The organism is Pseudomonas sp. HP_14, assembly GCF_055283875.1.
In genome coordinates this window covers 185,869-202,172 of the sequence record NZ_JBTOQI010000042.1, presented here as the reverse complement: position 1 = coordinate 202,172, position 16,304 = coordinate 185,869, and the positions used below count along the sequence as shown (strand labels likewise).

At 57.2% G+C, this 16,304-nt stretch carries 13 protein-coding genes and 1 riboswitch; of the genes, 6 read left to right on the top strand and 7 right to left on the bottom strand.

The annotated features are described in order from the left end of the window. Positions 1–108: 108 nt before the first annotated feature. Positions 109–1,998: a phosphomethylpyrimidine synthase ThiC gene (thiC, locus tag ACYASS_RS21375; RefSeq protein WP_463587593.1), complete on the bottom strand. Its 1,890-nt coding sequence runs from the start codon at positions 1,996–1,998 to the stop codon at positions 109–111. A 169-nt stretch (positions 1,999–2,167) separates the two neighbouring features. Further along, a riboswitch (TPP riboswitch) is annotated at positions 2,168–2,272 on the bottom strand. Positions 2,273–2,433: 161 nt separating this feature from the next. On the opposite strand from thiC, the gene ACYASS_RS21370 reads away from it, so the two are divergent. Then, positions 2,434–3,873: a TolC family outer membrane protein gene (locus ACYASS_RS21370; RefSeq protein ID WP_463587592.1), complete on the top strand. Its 1,440-nt coding sequence runs from the start codon at positions 2,434–2,436 to the stop codon at positions 3,871–3,873. 540 nt (positions 3,874–4,413) lie between these two features. On the opposite strand, the gene waaA is transcribed toward ACYASS_RS21370, so the two are convergent. Both waaA and ACYASS_RS21360 read right to left on the bottom strand, forming a co-directional pair. After that, positions 4,414–5,688: a lipid IV(A) 3-deoxy-D-manno-octulosonic acid transferase gene (gene waaA, locus ACYASS_RS21365; protein ID WP_463587591.1), complete on the bottom strand. Its 1,275-nt coding sequence runs from the start codon at positions 5,686–5,688 to the stop codon at positions 4,414–4,416. 14 nt (positions 5,689–5,702) lie between these two features. Beyond that, positions 5,703–6,587, bottom strand: a complete 885-nt coding sequence (locus ACYASS_RS21360) for a LysR family transcriptional regulator (protein ID WP_463587590.1) — start codon at positions 6,585–6,587, stop codon at positions 5,703–5,705. Positions 6,588–6,681: 94 nt separating this feature from the next. On the opposite strand from ACYASS_RS21360, the gene ACYASS_RS21355 reads away from it, so the two are divergent. Genes ACYASS_RS21355 through ACYASS_RS21340 form a run of 4 tightly spaced genes read left to right on the top strand, consistent with a single transcriptional unit; the run spans position 6,682 to position 10,044 of the window. Further along, positions 6,682–7,014 carry a DMT family transporter gene (locus ACYASS_RS21355; protein ID WP_463587589.1) on the top strand — a complete coding sequence of 111 codons (333 nt, stop codon included), beginning with the start codon at positions 6,682–6,684 and terminating at the stop codon, positions 7,012–7,014. Positions 7,015–7,063: 49 nt separating this feature from the next. Next, a complete protein-coding gene (locus ACYASS_RS21350; RefSeq protein WP_463587588.1) occupies positions 7,064–8,239 on the top strand; it encodes an NAD(P)/FAD-dependent oxidoreductase in 1,176 nt (391 codons plus the stop codon). Beyond that, positions 8,236–9,051 carry an aldo/keto reductase gene (locus ACYASS_RS21345; RefSeq protein WP_243245292.1) on the top strand — a complete coding sequence of 272 codons (816 nt, stop codon included), beginning with the start codon at positions 8,236–8,238 and terminating at the stop codon, positions 9,049–9,051. Before ACYASS_RS21350 ends, ACYASS_RS21345 begins: the two co-directional genes overlap by 4 nt. Before the next feature lie 36 nt (positions 9,052–9,087). Next, positions 9,088–10,044: a metal ABC transporter ATPase gene (locus ACYASS_RS21340; RefSeq protein WP_243245293.1), complete on the top strand. Its 957-nt coding sequence runs from the start codon at positions 9,088–9,090 to the stop codon at positions 10,042–10,044. 133 nt (positions 10,045–10,177) lie between these two features. On the opposite strand, the gene hldE is transcribed toward ACYASS_RS21340, so the two are convergent. Beyond that, entirely contained in the window at positions 10,178–11,599 is a 1,422-nt protein-coding gene (hldE, locus tag ACYASS_RS21335; protein WP_243245294.1) for a bifunctional D-glycero-beta-D-manno-heptose-7-phosphate kinase/D-glycero-beta-D-manno-heptose 1-phosphate adenylyltransferase HldE, read from the bottom strand. Positions 11,600–11,746: 147 nt separating this feature from the next. Next, on the bottom strand, positions 11,747–13,549 hold the full coding sequence (gene msbA, locus ACYASS_RS21330; RefSeq protein ID WP_463587587.1) for a lipid A export permease/ATP-binding protein MsbA: 1,803 nt from the start codon (positions 13,547–13,549) through the stop codon (positions 11,747–11,749). 116 nt (positions 13,550–13,665) lie between these two features. Between msbA and ACYASS_RS21325 the strand changes: the two genes are divergently transcribed. After that, positions 13,666–14,304, top strand: a complete 639-nt coding sequence (locus ACYASS_RS21325) for a phosphotransferase (protein ID WP_463587586.1) — start codon at positions 13,666–13,668, stop codon at positions 14,302–14,304. 65 nt (positions 14,305–14,369) lie between these two features. Here ACYASS_RS21325 and ACYASS_RS21320 read toward each other — a convergent pair whose 3' ends face one another. Further along, positions 14,370–15,533: an O-antigen ligase domain-containing protein gene (locus ACYASS_RS21320; protein WP_463587585.1), complete on the bottom strand. Its 1,164-nt coding sequence runs from the start codon at positions 15,531–15,533 to the stop codon at positions 14,370–14,372. Further along, complete coding sequence (locus tag ACYASS_RS21315; protein ID WP_463587584.1) at positions 15,523–16,296, bottom strand: glycosyltransferase family 2 protein; 774 nt, start codon at positions 16,294–16,296, stop codon at positions 15,523–15,525. The genes ACYASS_RS21320 and ACYASS_RS21315 overlap by 11 nt, the downstream gene beginning before the upstream one ends. Between the last annotated feature and the right edge of the window lie 8 nt (positions 16,297–16,304).

The following is a 16,304-nucleotide window of genomic DNA, read 5'->3' as shown; positions in this document are numbered from 1 at the left end:
CGACGAATCCCGGTAGGAGCGAACTTGTTCGCGAGGCGATTTAATGTGAACCCCTAAAGCCGCCTCGCGAACAAGTTCGCTCCTACCAAGACCTCTGCCAGCTTCAGATCAAACCTTTTTGTACAGCTGGCTGCCTTCCTGCTTGAAGCGCTCGGCCTGTTCCGCCAGCCCTTGGGCAACATCGAGGTCGACCGCTTCAATCTTCTGATTGGCCGCGTACTCACGCACTTCCTGGGTGATTTTCATCGAGCAGAATTTCGGCCCGCACATGGAGCAGAAATGCGCGACCTTGGCGGAGTCTTTTGGCAGGGTTTCGTCGTGATACGAACGTGCGGTGTCCGGGTCCAGGCCAAGGTTGAACTGGTCTTCCCAGCGGAATTCAAAACGCGCCTTGCTCAGGGCGTTGTCGCGGATCTGCGCGCCCGGATGGCCCTTGGCAAGGTCCGCTGCATGCGCCGCGATCTTGTAGGTGATGATCCCGGTCTTCACGTCATCCTTGTTCGGCAACCCCAAATGCTCTTTGGGCGTGACGTAACAAAGCATCGCGCAGCCGAACCAGCCGATCATCGCCGCCCCAATACCTGACGTAATGTGGTCGTAACCTGGCGCAATATCAGTGGTCAGCGGGCCGAGGGTGTAGAAAGGCGCCTCGTCACAGCACTCAAGCTGCTTGTCCATGTTCTCTTTGATCAACTGCATCGGCACATGGCCCGGGCCTTCGATCATGGTCTGCACGTCGTGCTTCCAGGCGATTTTGGTCAGTTCACCCAGAGTTTCCAGCTCACCAAATTGCGCGGCGTCGTTGGCATCGGCAATCGACCCCGGACGCAAGCCATCACCCAGTGAGAAGCTGACGTCGTAGGCCTTCATGATTTCGCAGATGTCTTCGAAGTGGGTGTAAAGGAAGTTTTCCTTGTGATGCGCCAAACACCACTTGGCCATGATCGAACCGCCACGGCTGACAATTCCGGTCACGCGTTTGGCGGTCAGTGGCACATAGCGCAGCAGCACACCGGCGTGAATCGTGAAGTAGTCTACGCCCTGCTCTGCCTGCTCGATCAGCGTGTCGCGAAACAGCTCCCAGGTCAGGTCTTCGGCGGCACCGCCAACTTTTTCCAGCGCCTGATAGATCGGCACCGTACCAATCGGAACCGGCGAGTTACGAATTATCCACTCGCGGGTTTCGTGGATGTGCTTGCCAGTCGACAGGTCCATGACGGTGTCCGAGCCCCAGCGGATGCCCCATGTCAGCTTGGCGACTTCTTCTTCGATGGAAGAACCCAGCGCGCTATTGCCGATGTTGCCGTTGATCTTCACCAGGAAGTTGCGGCCAATAATCATTGGCTCCAGTTCCGTGTGGTTGATGTTGGCAGGAATGATCGCGCGACCGCGGGCGATTTCTTCGCGCACGAATTCAGCGGTGATTTCCTTCGGGATATTCGCGCCAAAGCTATGCCCGGCGTGTTGCTGAGTGAGCAGACCGGCAGCGCGGGCTTCTTGCAGCTTCATGTTTTCGCGGATGGCGACGTATTCCATCTCCGCCGTGATGATGCCCTGACGCGCGTAATGCATCTGGCTGACGTTGGCCCCGGCCTTCGCTCGGCGAGGGTTGCGTACGTGGGCGAAACGCAGTCGGGTCAGCTCGGCATCGGCCAGTCGCTGCTGGCCGAAGTTCGAGGTCAGGCCATCCAGACGCTCGGTGTCATTGCGCGAGTCGATCCATGGCGAACGTACATCGGCCAAGCCTTTGCGCACGTCGATGATGACGTTGGGGTCAGTGTAGGGGCCGGAGGTGTCGTAGACGGTGACCGGCGCATTGATCTCACCACCAAAATCGGTTGGTGTGACATCAAGATGGATTTCGCGCATCGGTACGCGAATGTCCGGGCGGGAGCCCTGAACGTAAATTTTTTGCGAGCGGGTAAACGGCTGCACCGACCCTGAGTCGACCTGGGCGGACTCACTCAGATTGGCGGCGTTTTTTAGATTTGTACTCATCACGGGCTCTCCAGACATCATCCAGCGGCGGATTAATTGTCGGAGCGAACCTGAGGACGGAAAGACGCACCAAGGCTGGTGCTGAGTATCGAGCGGAGAGTGTTCGATTCATTTCAGGTTTTCAGAAATGAACCATCGACCCCGGACGACACTCAAGAGGACTCGCCGGGAGACGAGAAATCTTGTTCCCTACGCAGGCGCTAACCTGATCAGGTTCAACGGGATCCGGTTTAACCGATCTCAGCCTCAAAGCAAGGCACCCCGACAAGAACGCTGCCAGTCTAGTCGGGACGGGGCCGGAACGCCAAGCACGTTTTCAAACGCTGGATAAATGGTTGATATGGCGGATTGTTGCCAAGCCCCCCAGCCTCTACACTCGCTAGCCAGCTTCTCGGATATCGGACTGGCACAATAATCATGAACAGGGAACGCCCCATGCTGCACAAACTTTCATTGGCCATTGCCGTGTCATGTGCCTGCAGTCCGATTGCCTGGGCAGCCGACTTGCCGCTGCCGACCAAAACCGGTCTGGTCAGCGTTTATCAGGAAGCGGTCGACAATAACGCGGATCTCGCAGCGGCACGTGCCGATTATGCAGCCCGCAAAGAAGTCGTGCCCCAGGCGCGCGCAGGCCTGCTGCCCAATCTGTCTGGCGGTGCCAATGTTAACAATACTCGCACCAGCATTGACCAGCCCAACGCCATCGCCACCCGCAGCGGCACCGTTTACCAAGCGACGCTGAGCCAACCGATTTTCCGTGCAGATCGCTGGTTTCAGTTGCAGGCCGCAGAAGCAGTCAATGAACAAGCAGCACTGGAGCTCTCAGCCACCGAGCAGAACCTGATTCTGCAAAGCGCGCAAAGCTACTTCACCGTGCTGCGCGCCCAGGACAATCTGGCCTCGACCAAGGCTGAAGAGGCGGCCTTCGGACGCCAGCTGGATCAAGCCAACGAGCGCTTCGATGTCGGCCTCTCCGACAAGACCGATGTACTGCAGGCTCAGGCGAGCTATGACACCGCCCGAGCCAGCCGGATCGTTGCCAAGCGTCAGGTGGATGATGCATTCCAGGCGCTGGTGACATTGACCAATCGTGAATACAACTCCATTGAAGGCATCGTCCACACCTTGCCGATCCTGGCGCCGATGCCTAACGACGCCAAAGCCTGGGTTGATACCGCTGCGCAACAGAATCTCAACCTGCTTGCCAGTAATTACGCAGTGAGCGCCGCCGAAGAAACTCTGCGCCAGCGCAAGGCCGGACACGCCCCAACGCTTGATGCGGTGGCTCAGTATCAACGTGGCGATAACGACGCGCTGGGCTTCAGTAATCCGAACTACACCGGACAGAACTACCGTGGCGACGTCGAGCAACGCAGCATCGGGGTGCAGTTGAATATCCCTATCTATAGCGGCGGGCTGACCAGCTCGCAAGTGCGTGAAGCGTATTCAAGACTGAGCCAGAGCGAGCAGCGCCGCGAGGGGCTTCGTCGTCAGGTAGTGGAAAACACTCGCAACCTGCACCGTGCAGTCAACACCGACGTGGAGCAGGTCCAGGCTCGCAAACAGTCAATCATTTCTAATCAGAGCGCGCTGGAAGCCACGGAAATCGGCTATCAGGTGGGCACTCGCAACATCGTCGACGTGCTGGATGCCCAGCGTCAGTTGTATGCATCAGTGCGTGATTACAACAACACCCGCTATGACTACATCCTCGATAACCTGCGCTTGAAGCAAGCTGCGGGAACGTTGAACCCGGGCGACCTGCAAGACCTGTCCCGCTACCTGAAAGCCGACTACAACCCGGACAAAGACTTCCTGCCGCCAGATCTTGCAGCGGCTGCGAAGAAGAACTTCGAAAGGCCGCCGCAGCGGTAGAGATCACTGTCGCGCCGCAAACGGTGAGCTCCTACGGAAAAGCGTGAGGCAATCTTGCCAAAACTGCGGTAGGAGCGAACTTGTTCGCGAGATGGCGCATCTGAATCATCGCGTCAGCCCCCCTCGCCAACAAGTTGCCTCCCACCTTCGAACGCGGCGTGCCTGAATCACAGCGTAGGTACTGCGCCACGCACAACTGCGGTAGGAGCGAACTTGTTCGCGAGACGGCGCATCTGAATCATCGCGTCAGCCCTCATCGCCAACAAGTTGCCTCCCACCTTCGAACGCGGCGTGCCTGAATCACAGCGTAGATACTGCGCCACGCACAACTGCGGTAGGAGCGAACTTGTTCGCGAGACGGCGCATCTGAATCATCGCGTCAGCCCTCATCGCCAACAAGTTGCCTCCTACCTTTGAACGCGGCGTAAATGAATCACCGCGTAGGTACTGCGCCACGCGCAACTGCGGTAGGAGCGAACTTGTTCGCGAGACGGCGCATCTGAACCACCGCGTCAGCCCCCCTCGCCAACAAGTTGCCTCCTACCTTCGAAGGCGGCCAAGCCCGTCCAGCAACCGCTGCAAAGCGCCTTGATTGGCCTTCATCACCGCCAACCCCGCCTCGGCCATCTCATGAGCCTGTTGTGGCTGGTCAAACAGTTGCTGCACGGCAGCCGAAAGACTCGCCGCATCGCTGCTTTCGACCAATGCGTTGGCATTTCGCAACATCGCGGCGATTTCCAGGAAGTTGAACAGATGCGGGCCGCTCAACACCGGTTTGGCCAGCGCAGCAGGCTCCAGCAGATTGTGTCCCCCGTTAGGCACCAGACTGCCGCCGACGAAAGCGATATCAGCCAACGCATAGAGAAACAGTAATTCGCCCATGGTGTCGCCCACCAACACCGCAGTTTCATCGGTGACAGGCTGTCCGGTTGAGCGGCGCACTGTCGCGAAACCTTGTTGCACGGCAAGATCATGCACGCTGTTAAAGCGCTCCGGGTGGCGAGGCACCAACACCAGCAATGCATCGGGATGGCTGACAAGCAACTGCCGATGGGCCGCCAACACAACCTCATCCTCTCCAGCGTGTGTGCTTGCGGCTATCCATACCGGACGCTGGATTGCGTGCCATTGCTCACGCAGTTGCGCGGCATCGGTCAACAATTGCGGGTCTATAGTCAGGTCGAATTTGATCGAGCCAGTAACCGACACGCATTCCGGACGTGCTCCCAACTCCAGAAAACGCTGTGCCTCGGTTTCCGTCTGCACCGCGAACAAACTCATTTCTTCGAGCATCGGCCGGGTCAACCTGGCAAACCGTGCGTAGCCTCTCGCCGAACGCTCAGATAGCCGGGCATTAGCCAGAGCGACGGGAATGCCGCGCTTGCTGCACTGATGGATATGGTTAGGCCACAGCTCGGTCTCCATGATCACGCCAAGCACTGGCTGAATGTGATTCAGAAAACGGGCCGCTGCCCATGGCAAATCGTAAGGCAGGTAACAATGCTGAACGCGCGACTCATTGGCAAACATCGCCTTGATCCGCTCAGAACCGGTCGGCGTCATACACGTTACGGTAACCGGCAGCTGTGGATAACGTGCCAGCAGCGCACGAATCATCGGTGCAGCGGCAATGCTTTCGCCCACCGATACGGCATGCACCCAGATACCGCCTTTGTGCATCGCAGGAAGGCCGAGGGCAAAGCGCTCGCCGATCCGCTGTCGATAGGCAGGCGCCTTGCGCGCTCGAAGCCACAGCCGAACGGCCACCAGTGGCAGGCCGAGATGAAACAGCAAGGTATATAAGGTTCTATTCATGGGCGCGGAGTTTATCAGCCAATGGCCCGCAAATGCCGGGCAAAACTTTCGGACAGCCACTGCGCAGCAGGCCCCAGAGGTTCGTCGCGACGCCAGACCATCTCCACCACTAAAGGTGGCGGTGTCCATTCGCTGACCAGTTCGGTCATCTGGCTCTGATAGGTTGGGTATTGCACCACATGCCGAGGCAGCCATGCCCAGCCCAGGCCACGCATGAGCAATTCAGCCATCACATAAAAACTATCGGCACGCCACACGTGCGGGCTCAATTGCTCGCCGCCCGGATAACCACTCTGTTGCGGCGCAATAAGCAATTGTCGATGCCGTGCCAATTGCTGCCGGGTAACGCGCGCCTTGCTCGCCAATGGATGACCCACCGAGCAGACCGTGACCATTTCCACACTGCCCAGCCCTCTTCGCTCAAGCGCGGCAGGCATCTGTTCATGATGAAACAGAAGGCCCAGATCTGCGCGACGCTCAAGCAACTTGCGCGCAACATCGCCCTGCGCACCGCTGGCCAACTGGACTTCAAGCGTGGGAAAGCGATCTGACAGCGCCTCCAGGCTGTCGAGTACGGGCTGATAAGGCATGGCTTCATCATGTGCCACACGCAATTGCGCTTCCTGACCACGCATTAACGCCAAGGCGCGACCGTCGATGCGTTCGCACTGACGCAACAGTTCTCGCGCCTCTTCAAGCAACGCCGTGCCCGCCTCGGTCAACCGGGGCTGGCGACCGCTGCTGCGTTCAAACAGGCTGACACCCAAGTCAGCCTCCAGCATGGCTATCGCACTGCTGACCGCAGACTGAGCCCGGTGCATATCCCGGGCTACAGCGGAAAACGAGCGCTGCTCGGCCACGCTGACAAACAAACGCATTTGTTCAAGGTTCCACTGCATCGCCTGCCAACCTATCTCCAAGAACGATAGGTAATGACTTTACCCCATCTCGTTGATGGCTAAAATGCGCGGCATACAAAGAGGAGTTACCGCCATGCCTGCGTACTACCTGCTGGCCATCGCCATTTGTGCCGAAGTCATTGGCACCATTTCCATGAAAGCCGTGAAAGGCTTGAGTACACCGATACCGCTGATGCTGGTGATCTGCGGCTACGCCATCGCTTTCTGGATGCTGATTCTGGTGGTGCGCACGATTCCAGTGGGCGTCGCATACGCCGTCTGGGCGGGCATGGGGATTGTCATGGTCAGCGTCGCTGCGTTCTTCATCTACGGGCAAAAGCTCGACGTTCCGGCCATGCTCGGCATGGGTTTGATCGTGCTGGGCGTCGTGGTGATTCAGTTGTTTTCGAAAACCGCCGGGCATTGAAAACGCGTTCCTCTATAATGGCCGCATTCTTCCGGCCACAGAGGTGCTCATGCCTTCCGTTATTTCCACTGACGTCCTGATCGTCGGTGCCGGCGTTGCTGGTCTCTGGCTCAACGCCCGACTGCGTGGCCAAGGGTTCTCGACCGTACTCGTCGAGAACGCCAGCCTGGGCGGCGGGCAAAGTCTCAAGTCGCAAGGCATTATTCACGGTGGCGCCAAATACGCGCTGCATGGTGCCTTGTCGGGTGCATCGGAAGCGATTGCCGACATGCCGCGCCGCTGGCGTGAAGCGTTGGCGGGCACCGGCGAACTGGACCTGAGCGGCGTACGTGTACTTTCTCAAGCACATTACCTGTGGTCGCCAGGCACCCTGGCGGGCAACCTCACCAGCTTTTTTGCCAGCAAAGCCGTACGCGGTCGCGTTGATCAAGTCAAAGGCACTGACCTGCCGCCAGCCCTGCAGGACCCAAAGTTCAAGGGCAAGGTTTATCGCTTGGCTGAACTGGTCATCGACGTCCCGAGCCTGATTGAGCGTCTGGCTGAACTGGCCAATGGCAGCTTGCTGGCCGGGACCCATCTGGAGCCGTTGATGGATGGCGACGATCTGGTCGGCATGCAAGTTGATGGCCTGGATGTTCTCGCCCAGCGCGTGGTGCTGTGCGCTGGCGCAGGCAATGCCGACCTGCTCAAAAAGCTCGGCGTGGCACAGCCCGAGATGCAACGTCGACCGCTGCACATGGTGCTCGCAAAAGGCCCCAGCCTGAAGCCGCTGTATGCTCACTGCCTGGGCGGCGGCCCCAAGCCGCGCCTTACCGTCACGACTCACCCGGCCGCCAATGGCCAATGGGTGTGGTACGTGGGCGGCGATGTTGCTGAGGCCGATGGTGTGGCGCGAGATCCGGCACAGCAAATCGCTGCGGTGAAGAAAGAACTGGGCACTTTGTTGCCGTGGATTGATCTCACTCAGGTCGAGTGGGCCACCTTGCGGGTTGATCGGGCAGAGCCAGCGCAATCCGGACTGGTACGTCCCGACAACGCGTTCCTCAGCGTACAGAACCGTCTGATGGTCGGCTGGCCGACAAAGCTGGCTTTGGCGCCGGACTTTTCTGACCGGGTACTGGCGGCGCTGTCCTACGAGGAAATCCATCCGACTCCACAGCCACTGCTGACAGGTCTGCCCAAGCCACCACTGGCCATACCTGTCTGGGACCAATTACTGCCATGAGCGTAAAAACCCTTCACGAGCTCCACCGTCCACTGGGCAGCACCGGCATCAGCGTATCGCCACTGGGCCTTGGTACCGTCAAGCTGGGTCGGGATCAGGGTGTTAAATACCCTAACGGCTTCACGATTCCGGACGACGTGCAGGCACAGATGCTGCTGCGGATGGCTCGGGACATGGGCATCAACCTGATAGACACCGCACCCGCTTACGGCACCAGTGAAGAACGCCTTGGGCCGCTGTTGCGTGGTCAGCGTCAGGACTGGGTAATCGTCAGCAAGGTCGGAGAAGAATTCGAAAACGGTCATTCGAGCCATGACTTCAGTGCAGACCACACTCGAATGTCAGTGGAGCGCAGCCTGAAACGTCTGGAAACCGATTTTATTGATCTGGTACTGGTCCATTCGGACGGTAATGATCTGGCCATTCTCAACGACAGCGATGTTTACCAGACGCTGGCTGAGCTCAAGCGTGAAGGCAAAATTCGCGGCTTCGGTTTTTCCGGCAAGACGGTCGAGGGAGGCCTGCTGGCATTACGTGACGGCGATTGTGCCATGGTGACCTACAACCTTACCGAGCAGGGCGAAAAACCCGTGCTCGACTACGCTGCTGCTCACGGTAAAGGCATTCTGGTCAAGAAGGCGCTGGCCAGCGGTCACGTCTGCCTGAGCCCTGGCGTCGACTCGGTTCAAGCCAGCTTTGAAATGCTGTTTGCCCATCCGGGTGTTGCCAGTGCTATTGTCGGGACCATTAATCCGCTACATCTGGCCCATAACGTAGCGACTGCCGCTGCCGTGATTCGCCGTCCAGCCTGATGTAGGCGGCCGACCCCAACGCAAGAAGGAGCCGATATGCCGCGAACCTTGATTCGGAAGAATCCCAGCAACTTCAAAACCCTGCCGTTATTCGTCGAAGCCACTCCCGAAGGCCTGAACTACCAGAGCATCGGGATGCCGCTGAACTTCTCACAGACCCTGCAGCGCCGCCGCAAGATAGAGGTGGCCGATACAGAGCGCTTCTCCACGGAGCTTGCCAACCTTGGGGTTTCAGTCAGGCTGACGCTGAACTGGCAAAACCGTGATTACTGGGTGCTGGTTCGTCAACGCCGCCAGGATCGGGGCGACGTGGTGCTCAAGCTGATTTCGGGGTACGTCCCGGCGCATGAGCTGAACCTGCCGCTGCACACTGCCATTCAGGAGGTTGCCGAGGAATGCCTCATTGAAACGCCTCAGGGCTGGTTAAGCGGACGTTTCAATGACATCTGGCTGCCAGCGCCTTATGCAGCCGCGTTGCATTACCGCGAAGCGATGCCGTTTCGCCTTAGCCCGTTGTCTGGTGCAGCACGGCCGGTACGTTGCGGGAGCATGACCCTGATCGAACGACCTCGGGCTTACGTGCACCTTCCTACTGCATCGCTGCAGCTCATTTACGACATGCGCCTGGAAGTCCCTCGGGAAGCTCGGCCACTGAGCCTTTTCCATGTGGATGAAAGCCTGGAAAAAGACCAATTGGTTGCTCGGTTGAACCGCAGTAAACCTGACCTTTACCTGATGCCGCTCGAGAACGGCGTGCCGCTGCCCGAGCTTTACACCTTGAAGCGCGACAAGCTGACGCCTGCGGGAACCCGCGGCCTGTATCTGGCTGAAAGCTTTGCAGCTCAGGAAGGCTGGGTAGTGCGCGACGAACGAATTCGCTGGAAGGACTGGCTACGCCAGCAAGGCATGACGCCACCGCCGAAGAAAACCGGACTAAAGCGTCTGACCGGCAAGGCCCGGCAGTTGTTGCAGTTGGTGACGTTCAAGAGTTGAGCATCAGTGGCGCCGCAAAGTCGCGGATCAAACACCGAACCTGTAGGAGTGAGCTTGCTCGCGATGGCGCCAGGTCAGGCGATAAATTCGTCGAACCAGAAACCGAATCGCGAGCAAGCTCGCTCCTACAGAGTTATTGCCCGCGGATCTTCTCGACAATCGCAGTAGTAGAGCTGTTTTCCACCAGCCCCAGCACCCGCACTTCACCGCCATAAGCCTGAACGATATCGGCACCCACAACCTGATCAATGCTGTAATCGCCACCTTTTACCAGCACATCAGGCTTGACGTAGCTGAGGAGGTTTTCCGGCGTACCCTCGGCGAAGCTGATCACCCAATCCACCGCACCAAGACCCGCCAGCACGGCCATACGCCGATCGACACTGTTGATTGGACGGCCAGGACCTTTCAAACGGCTGACAGAGGCATCGTCGTTGATCGCAACAATCAATCGATCTCCTTGCGCGCGCGCCTGTTCCAGATACGTCACATGACCGGCATGCAGGATATCGAAGCAACCGTTGGTGAAAACGATCTTCTCGTTGTGAGCACGGGCATCGTCGATAGCCTGTAACAGCTGCTCAAGGCTCAATACGCCTCGCTCTGAACCTTCCTCACGCTGAATGGCGCGACGCAACTCCGGTGCGCTGATGGCAGCGGTACCCAGCTTGCCGACCACTATGCCAGCTGCCAGGTTAGCCAGCGCTACAGCGTGTGGCAGATCTTCACCGGCAGCGATAGCGGCCGCCAGGGTAGAAATAACAGTATCGCCAGCACCGGTGACGTCAAACACTTCGCGGGCACGGGCAGGCAGATGCAACGGCGGGTGCTCCGGACGCAACAAGGTCATGCCGTGCTCCCCACGAGTCACCAGCAACGCGCCCAGATCCAGCTCGGCCATTAATTCTGCGCCCTTGGCAACCAGCTCAGCCTCATCGACGCAGTGGCCGACAATCGCTTCAAACTCGCTGAGATTCGGGGTGATGAGACTGGCGCCACGATAAATCGCGAAGTCTTTACCTTTAGGGTCGGCAAGCACCGGGATATTGCGCTCACGGGCAACCTTGATCAGCGCCTGATGGTTTTTCAGGGCGCCTTTGCCGTAATCAGACAGCACCAACACCTTGATGCCATCAAGCAACCCTTCCACTTCGGCGCTCAAGGCCTCGGCGTCGGTAGCAAAAGGCTCTTCGAAGTCGATACGCAGCAACTGCTGGTGGCGGCTCATCACACGCAGCTTGACGATAGTCGGTTGGCTGGCAATACGCTGAAAGCGTGCCAGAACACCAGCAGCCTTGAGACTGTTGGACAGGCTTTCGGCAGCCTCGTCTTCACCGGTAACCCCCACGAGCGAAGCAGGAGCACCCAGTGCAGCGATGTTCAAGGCAACATTGGCGGCACCGCCCGGGCGGTCCTCGATCTGCTCCACCTTGACCACAGGCACGGGCGCCTCTGGCGAAATTCTCGAGGTGCCGCCATGCCAATAGCGGTCGAGCATGACATCGCCCACTACCAAGACTGGAGCTTGATCGAAACGCGGCATGGACAACTTCATCGAACAACCCGTAACTAGAATGAACAGGGGCGGAATCTTAGCACAGGGTTTGCGCAGGCTTGGGATTGCGCAACATTGAGAATTGCGAAAGCGGCGATCTGTACAGGCGGTGTGGGAACGGATTCGCTCCCACACCGCCTGTCCTGGTCAGATCGCGCCAACCGGCGCAGGCTCATCGAGCCCCATCGCGTGCAGGCGTGCGTAATAGCCATTTTGCGCCAAGAGCTGTGCATGGGTACCACGCTCAACGATGCGCCCGGCATCCATCACCAGAATCTGATCAGCCTTTTCAATGGTCGACAAACGGTGAGCAATCACCAGCGTCGTACGCCCTTTCATGGCGTGATCCAGCGCTGCCTGAATGTGACGCTCAGACTCGGTATCCAGCGCCGAAGTGGCTTCATCAAGGATCAGAACCGGTGCGTTCTTGAGCAAAGCCCGGGCAATCGCCAGACGCTGACGTTGTCCACCAGAGAGCAGCACGCCGTTTTCGCCGACCTGAGTATCCAGACCTTGCGGAAGCTGCTCAATGAACTCTTTGGCGTAGGCATCGGCAGCCGCTGTTTCGATATCGGCACGCGGTGCGCCGCTCAAATCGCCATAAGCGATGTTATTTGCGACGGTATCGTTGAACAGCGTCACGCTCTGGGTAACCTGAGCGATATGGCGACGCAGGTTACGCAACCGGTAGTCGCTGATTTCCACGCCATCAAGCAGGATCTGCCCATTGCTGTGCTGGTAGAAACGCGGCAATAGGCTGGCAAGCGTCGACTTGCCGCTTCCCGAGCGCCCTACAAGCGCAACCATCTGACCTGGCGCCACCGAGAAACTGATGTCATCCAGCACCTGCCGATCCGTGCCCGGGTAGGTGAAGCTGAGGTTCTTGACCTCCAGATGCCCACTGACCCGATCACGTTCAATCGTGCCATTGTCGGCTTCCGGCTCGACATCGAGCTGTTCGAATATGCTCTCCGCGCCAGCAACACCCTTTTGAATGGTTGAGCTGACTTCAGATAACTGACGGATAGGCTTGGGCAGCAAACCTGCCGCTGTGATGTACGCGACGAGATCACCGGCAGTGGAATCGCCACGCAGGTAAAGCACGAGGAACATCAGCACAGCCATCGCCGTGTAGATCACCAACTGCAGCATCGGCGTGTAGATCGCGCCGGTTTTAGTCATGCGCAATTGCTTTTTGGTGTTGTCGTTACTGGCATCGGCAAAACGGGTTTCTTCGTAATGTTCGCCACCGAAGCTGCGAACGACGCGATACCCTTGAATGGTTTCGGATGCCACGTGGGTTACATCACCCATCGCCACCTGGATTTTCTTGCTTTGCTTACGAAATTTCTTGCTGGCGCTGCCGACCATCACGGCAATCACCGGCAAAATCGCCAACATGACCAACGTCAGTTGCCAATTCATCCACAGCAGGTAGATGAACAGAAACACGACTGTAAGGCCTTCGCGAATCACCACTTTGATTGCATCAGTGGCCGCACCTGTCACCATCGTCACGTTGAACGTGATGCGTGAAATCAGATGCCCCGAGTTATGGGTATCAAAATAACGATTAGGTAATACCAACAGCTTGTTGAATAGCTCGACGCGCAAGTCATGGACCAGGCCCAGCGAGACTTTCGCGAGAAAGTAGTTACCCAGGAAAGACCCCAGACCTTGCCAGGCCGCGATCAGTACGATAATCAGCGGCACGGCCTGAAGCAATTGCAGGTCGCGCAGGTACGGAACATGGGGGAACAATACTGCCTCAGGATTACTGAGCCCATCGACGAAGTACTTCAGAATGCCCGCCAGCATAGGCTGGGTCGAAGCAAACATGACAAAGCCGACGATACTGAGCAGGAATATCCCTACATATGGACGCACATAGGACAACAAGCGGAAGTAAATCTTCATGCTTGATTGGCTGGACGATTCGGAGGATGTCATGAGAATCCGTCATGCATAAAAAGAGGCCGAATTGTATCACAAGCGCATTTTGCTACGGCTTGCTGCGGTAACATAGGCGGCTGTCCAAGCCCTAGGGCACAGAAACCGGAGTATCGATGCAAGCGCTTGATCATGCACATTACCTTGCCTTGGTCGCGGGGGCCGAAGTCCTTGAAGCAGATCATTCAGGTGATAAAGTCCTGCGGTTGACCGATGGATCAATGCTGAAGCTATTTCGCCGCAAACGGTTGATCAGCTCGGCAGCCTGGTACCCGTATGCGCGACGCTTTGCTGACAATTGCATCACCCTCGCGCAACGAGCTATTCCTTGCCCCACAGTGCTGAGCGTCGTCAGAATTGCACAGATCCAGCGCGATGCGGTGCATTACACGCCGCTGGCAGGCCTGACGCTGCGCCAAGTCATGCACGCTCCCGAGAGCGATGACAAACTGCGCGCGCAACTGGGGCGCTTCATTGCCGAACTGCACGAGAAAGGCATTTACTTCCGCTCAGCCCATCTGGGGAATGTGATACTCACCCCGGAACGCACGTTGGGCCTGATCGACATAGCTGACATGAAAACCTTCCGCGGCCCACTGCGTAAAAGTCTTCGGCTGCGCAACTTCAAACACATGCTGCGCTATACCGAAGATCGCGAGTGGCTGCTGGGGCAAAACAATCAGGCATTTATTAACGGATACCTGGGTGCACAGGCACTCTGCGCAGCAAACGAGTTGGCCCTGGCAATGCGTTGACCGCTACCGCTACCGTTAATCAGCGCAAAAAAAATGGCCCTCGAAGGGCCATTTTTTTGTCTGGTTTACTGCCGCTCTAGCCTGCGCTCGCGCACGACCTGGGCATAAATCATTGCCGCAGGGAACAGCACCAGAATCCACAACTCGTCAGGGTTACCCACCAACTTGCTGCCATCGAAGTTGAGCATCACCAGCGCACAGGCCAGATAAACGCCCCATGCGCTGCGCAAGCGCCACGCATTCCAGAGACTCAGCGCCATCACAGCAATGAACAACACCAGTGAGGTGGCACCGGTATAGAGCCCCATCGCGATGAAAATGTTATGAGGGTGCTGAATGGGCATGCCGTACTGCAGGGTTTGAGTCGTGTGGAACTCAACCCCACAGCCCATCATCCAGCCGCAATTGCGCCACTCCCCAATCATGATATGGAACAGTTCCAGACGATAGGAATCACCTCGTGCGAACAACTGCTGCACCCATGCTTCATCCTTGACCAGCCAGATCAGAAGCAGAGCCACAAGGGCCAATCCAAGCACCGCGATGACGCCTTGTTTCCTGTAATGACGCATGGCGTGAAGCGCCCATAAACCACCGAGGAATAGTGCGCCAATAATGGCTGTGCGAGTTTGAACGACGAAAAGCACGACAAAAAGCGACAAAGCAATGGCCGCGACGGCCTCTATCCAGCGGCGCTGCTGATGCATCACGGGCAGTGCAAGACCTAGAGCGCAGAACAACCAGATGCTTGCATAAATAACGTTATCCAGGCGCGCGGGCAGCATCGCAACGCGATCGCCAAATCCATACTTCCCGGTGAGCCAGCTATAGATGCCGGAAAGCAGCATGTATAAAAAAACAACCCAGAACTGACTACGGGCAAATAAACCGCTGTTGAAGAAATCGACATTGGTCAGTCCGGCGAGCACAAAAACAAACAATGCAACGTAGGCAATGTGCTTATAGAACTGGAAGTCGCCTGCAAAATAGGCAGGCATGAGAAAACCCAGCATGAATACCAGCCACAGCCAGCCCAAGCGATCGGTAAATAGACCAGCGCTACGCTCTTTGATCAGGAACAGGACACCTGGAAGCGCAATCAATGCATAAAACAAATTATTGGTTAACTTGGAAGAAGCCCCAAAGATGAAGCTCAACAGAAAAATAACCAACGCTGCACTGAAGTAAGCAGCGACCTTCGGGTTCACATAGAATTTTTCAGACAACATTACTAATTACCCAACCTATCACCAGCCCGAGAAACAGTGTCCCCAGTAGTTTGACGCGATCACGTTTCTTACGGCGTTGTTTGCTGACGCGCTCTTGTGGCAGCTCCAGATGATCTCCAAAACCGGTATGCAGCACCGCATCATTTTCCAAAATCAATGCATAACGGTTTTCTGCGGCATAGAGACCCGACAACTTTTTCTCGCCGCCATGAGAGGCATAAGGCGCATGCTGTTTGTAGTCAACAAGGCGGCGCAGTCCAGGGTTGAAAGAAAAACCCTGCCACTCGGGCTTGTGCGAGCCAAGCTTGTAGAAAGGGATGCCCTGAAACACTTCACGCTCATTGAGATAAACGTAAGGGCTGTGAACCTGAAGGTCGTGATTGAAACTGCGCAGCCATACCTGCAAGGCCTGCGGATCGTTCTCCAGCAGCGTCATCGACTCTTCGATGAAGCCCGGGCGATAAAAGTCCCAGTCGTCTTCACAGTGGAACACCCAGGACGTCTCGATCAGCTCATAAGCCGCATCGACCGAACGCATCTGGCCAAGCTTGGGATTGTTGATAATGAAGCGAGTAAATGGCCGCCAGTGCTCTGGAATACAGGCCTCAACCTGAGCGTCGCCCGAGTCTTCGGTAATCAGGACACTGCGTATTGGTGCGGTATTGAAGCGGTCAAATGTCTCAAGCGTGCGCTTTAACAAATCAAACCGCCCACAGCTGGTGACCACCAGTGTGATATCGCTACTTTCGCTTAACACCATCATGTGTACTC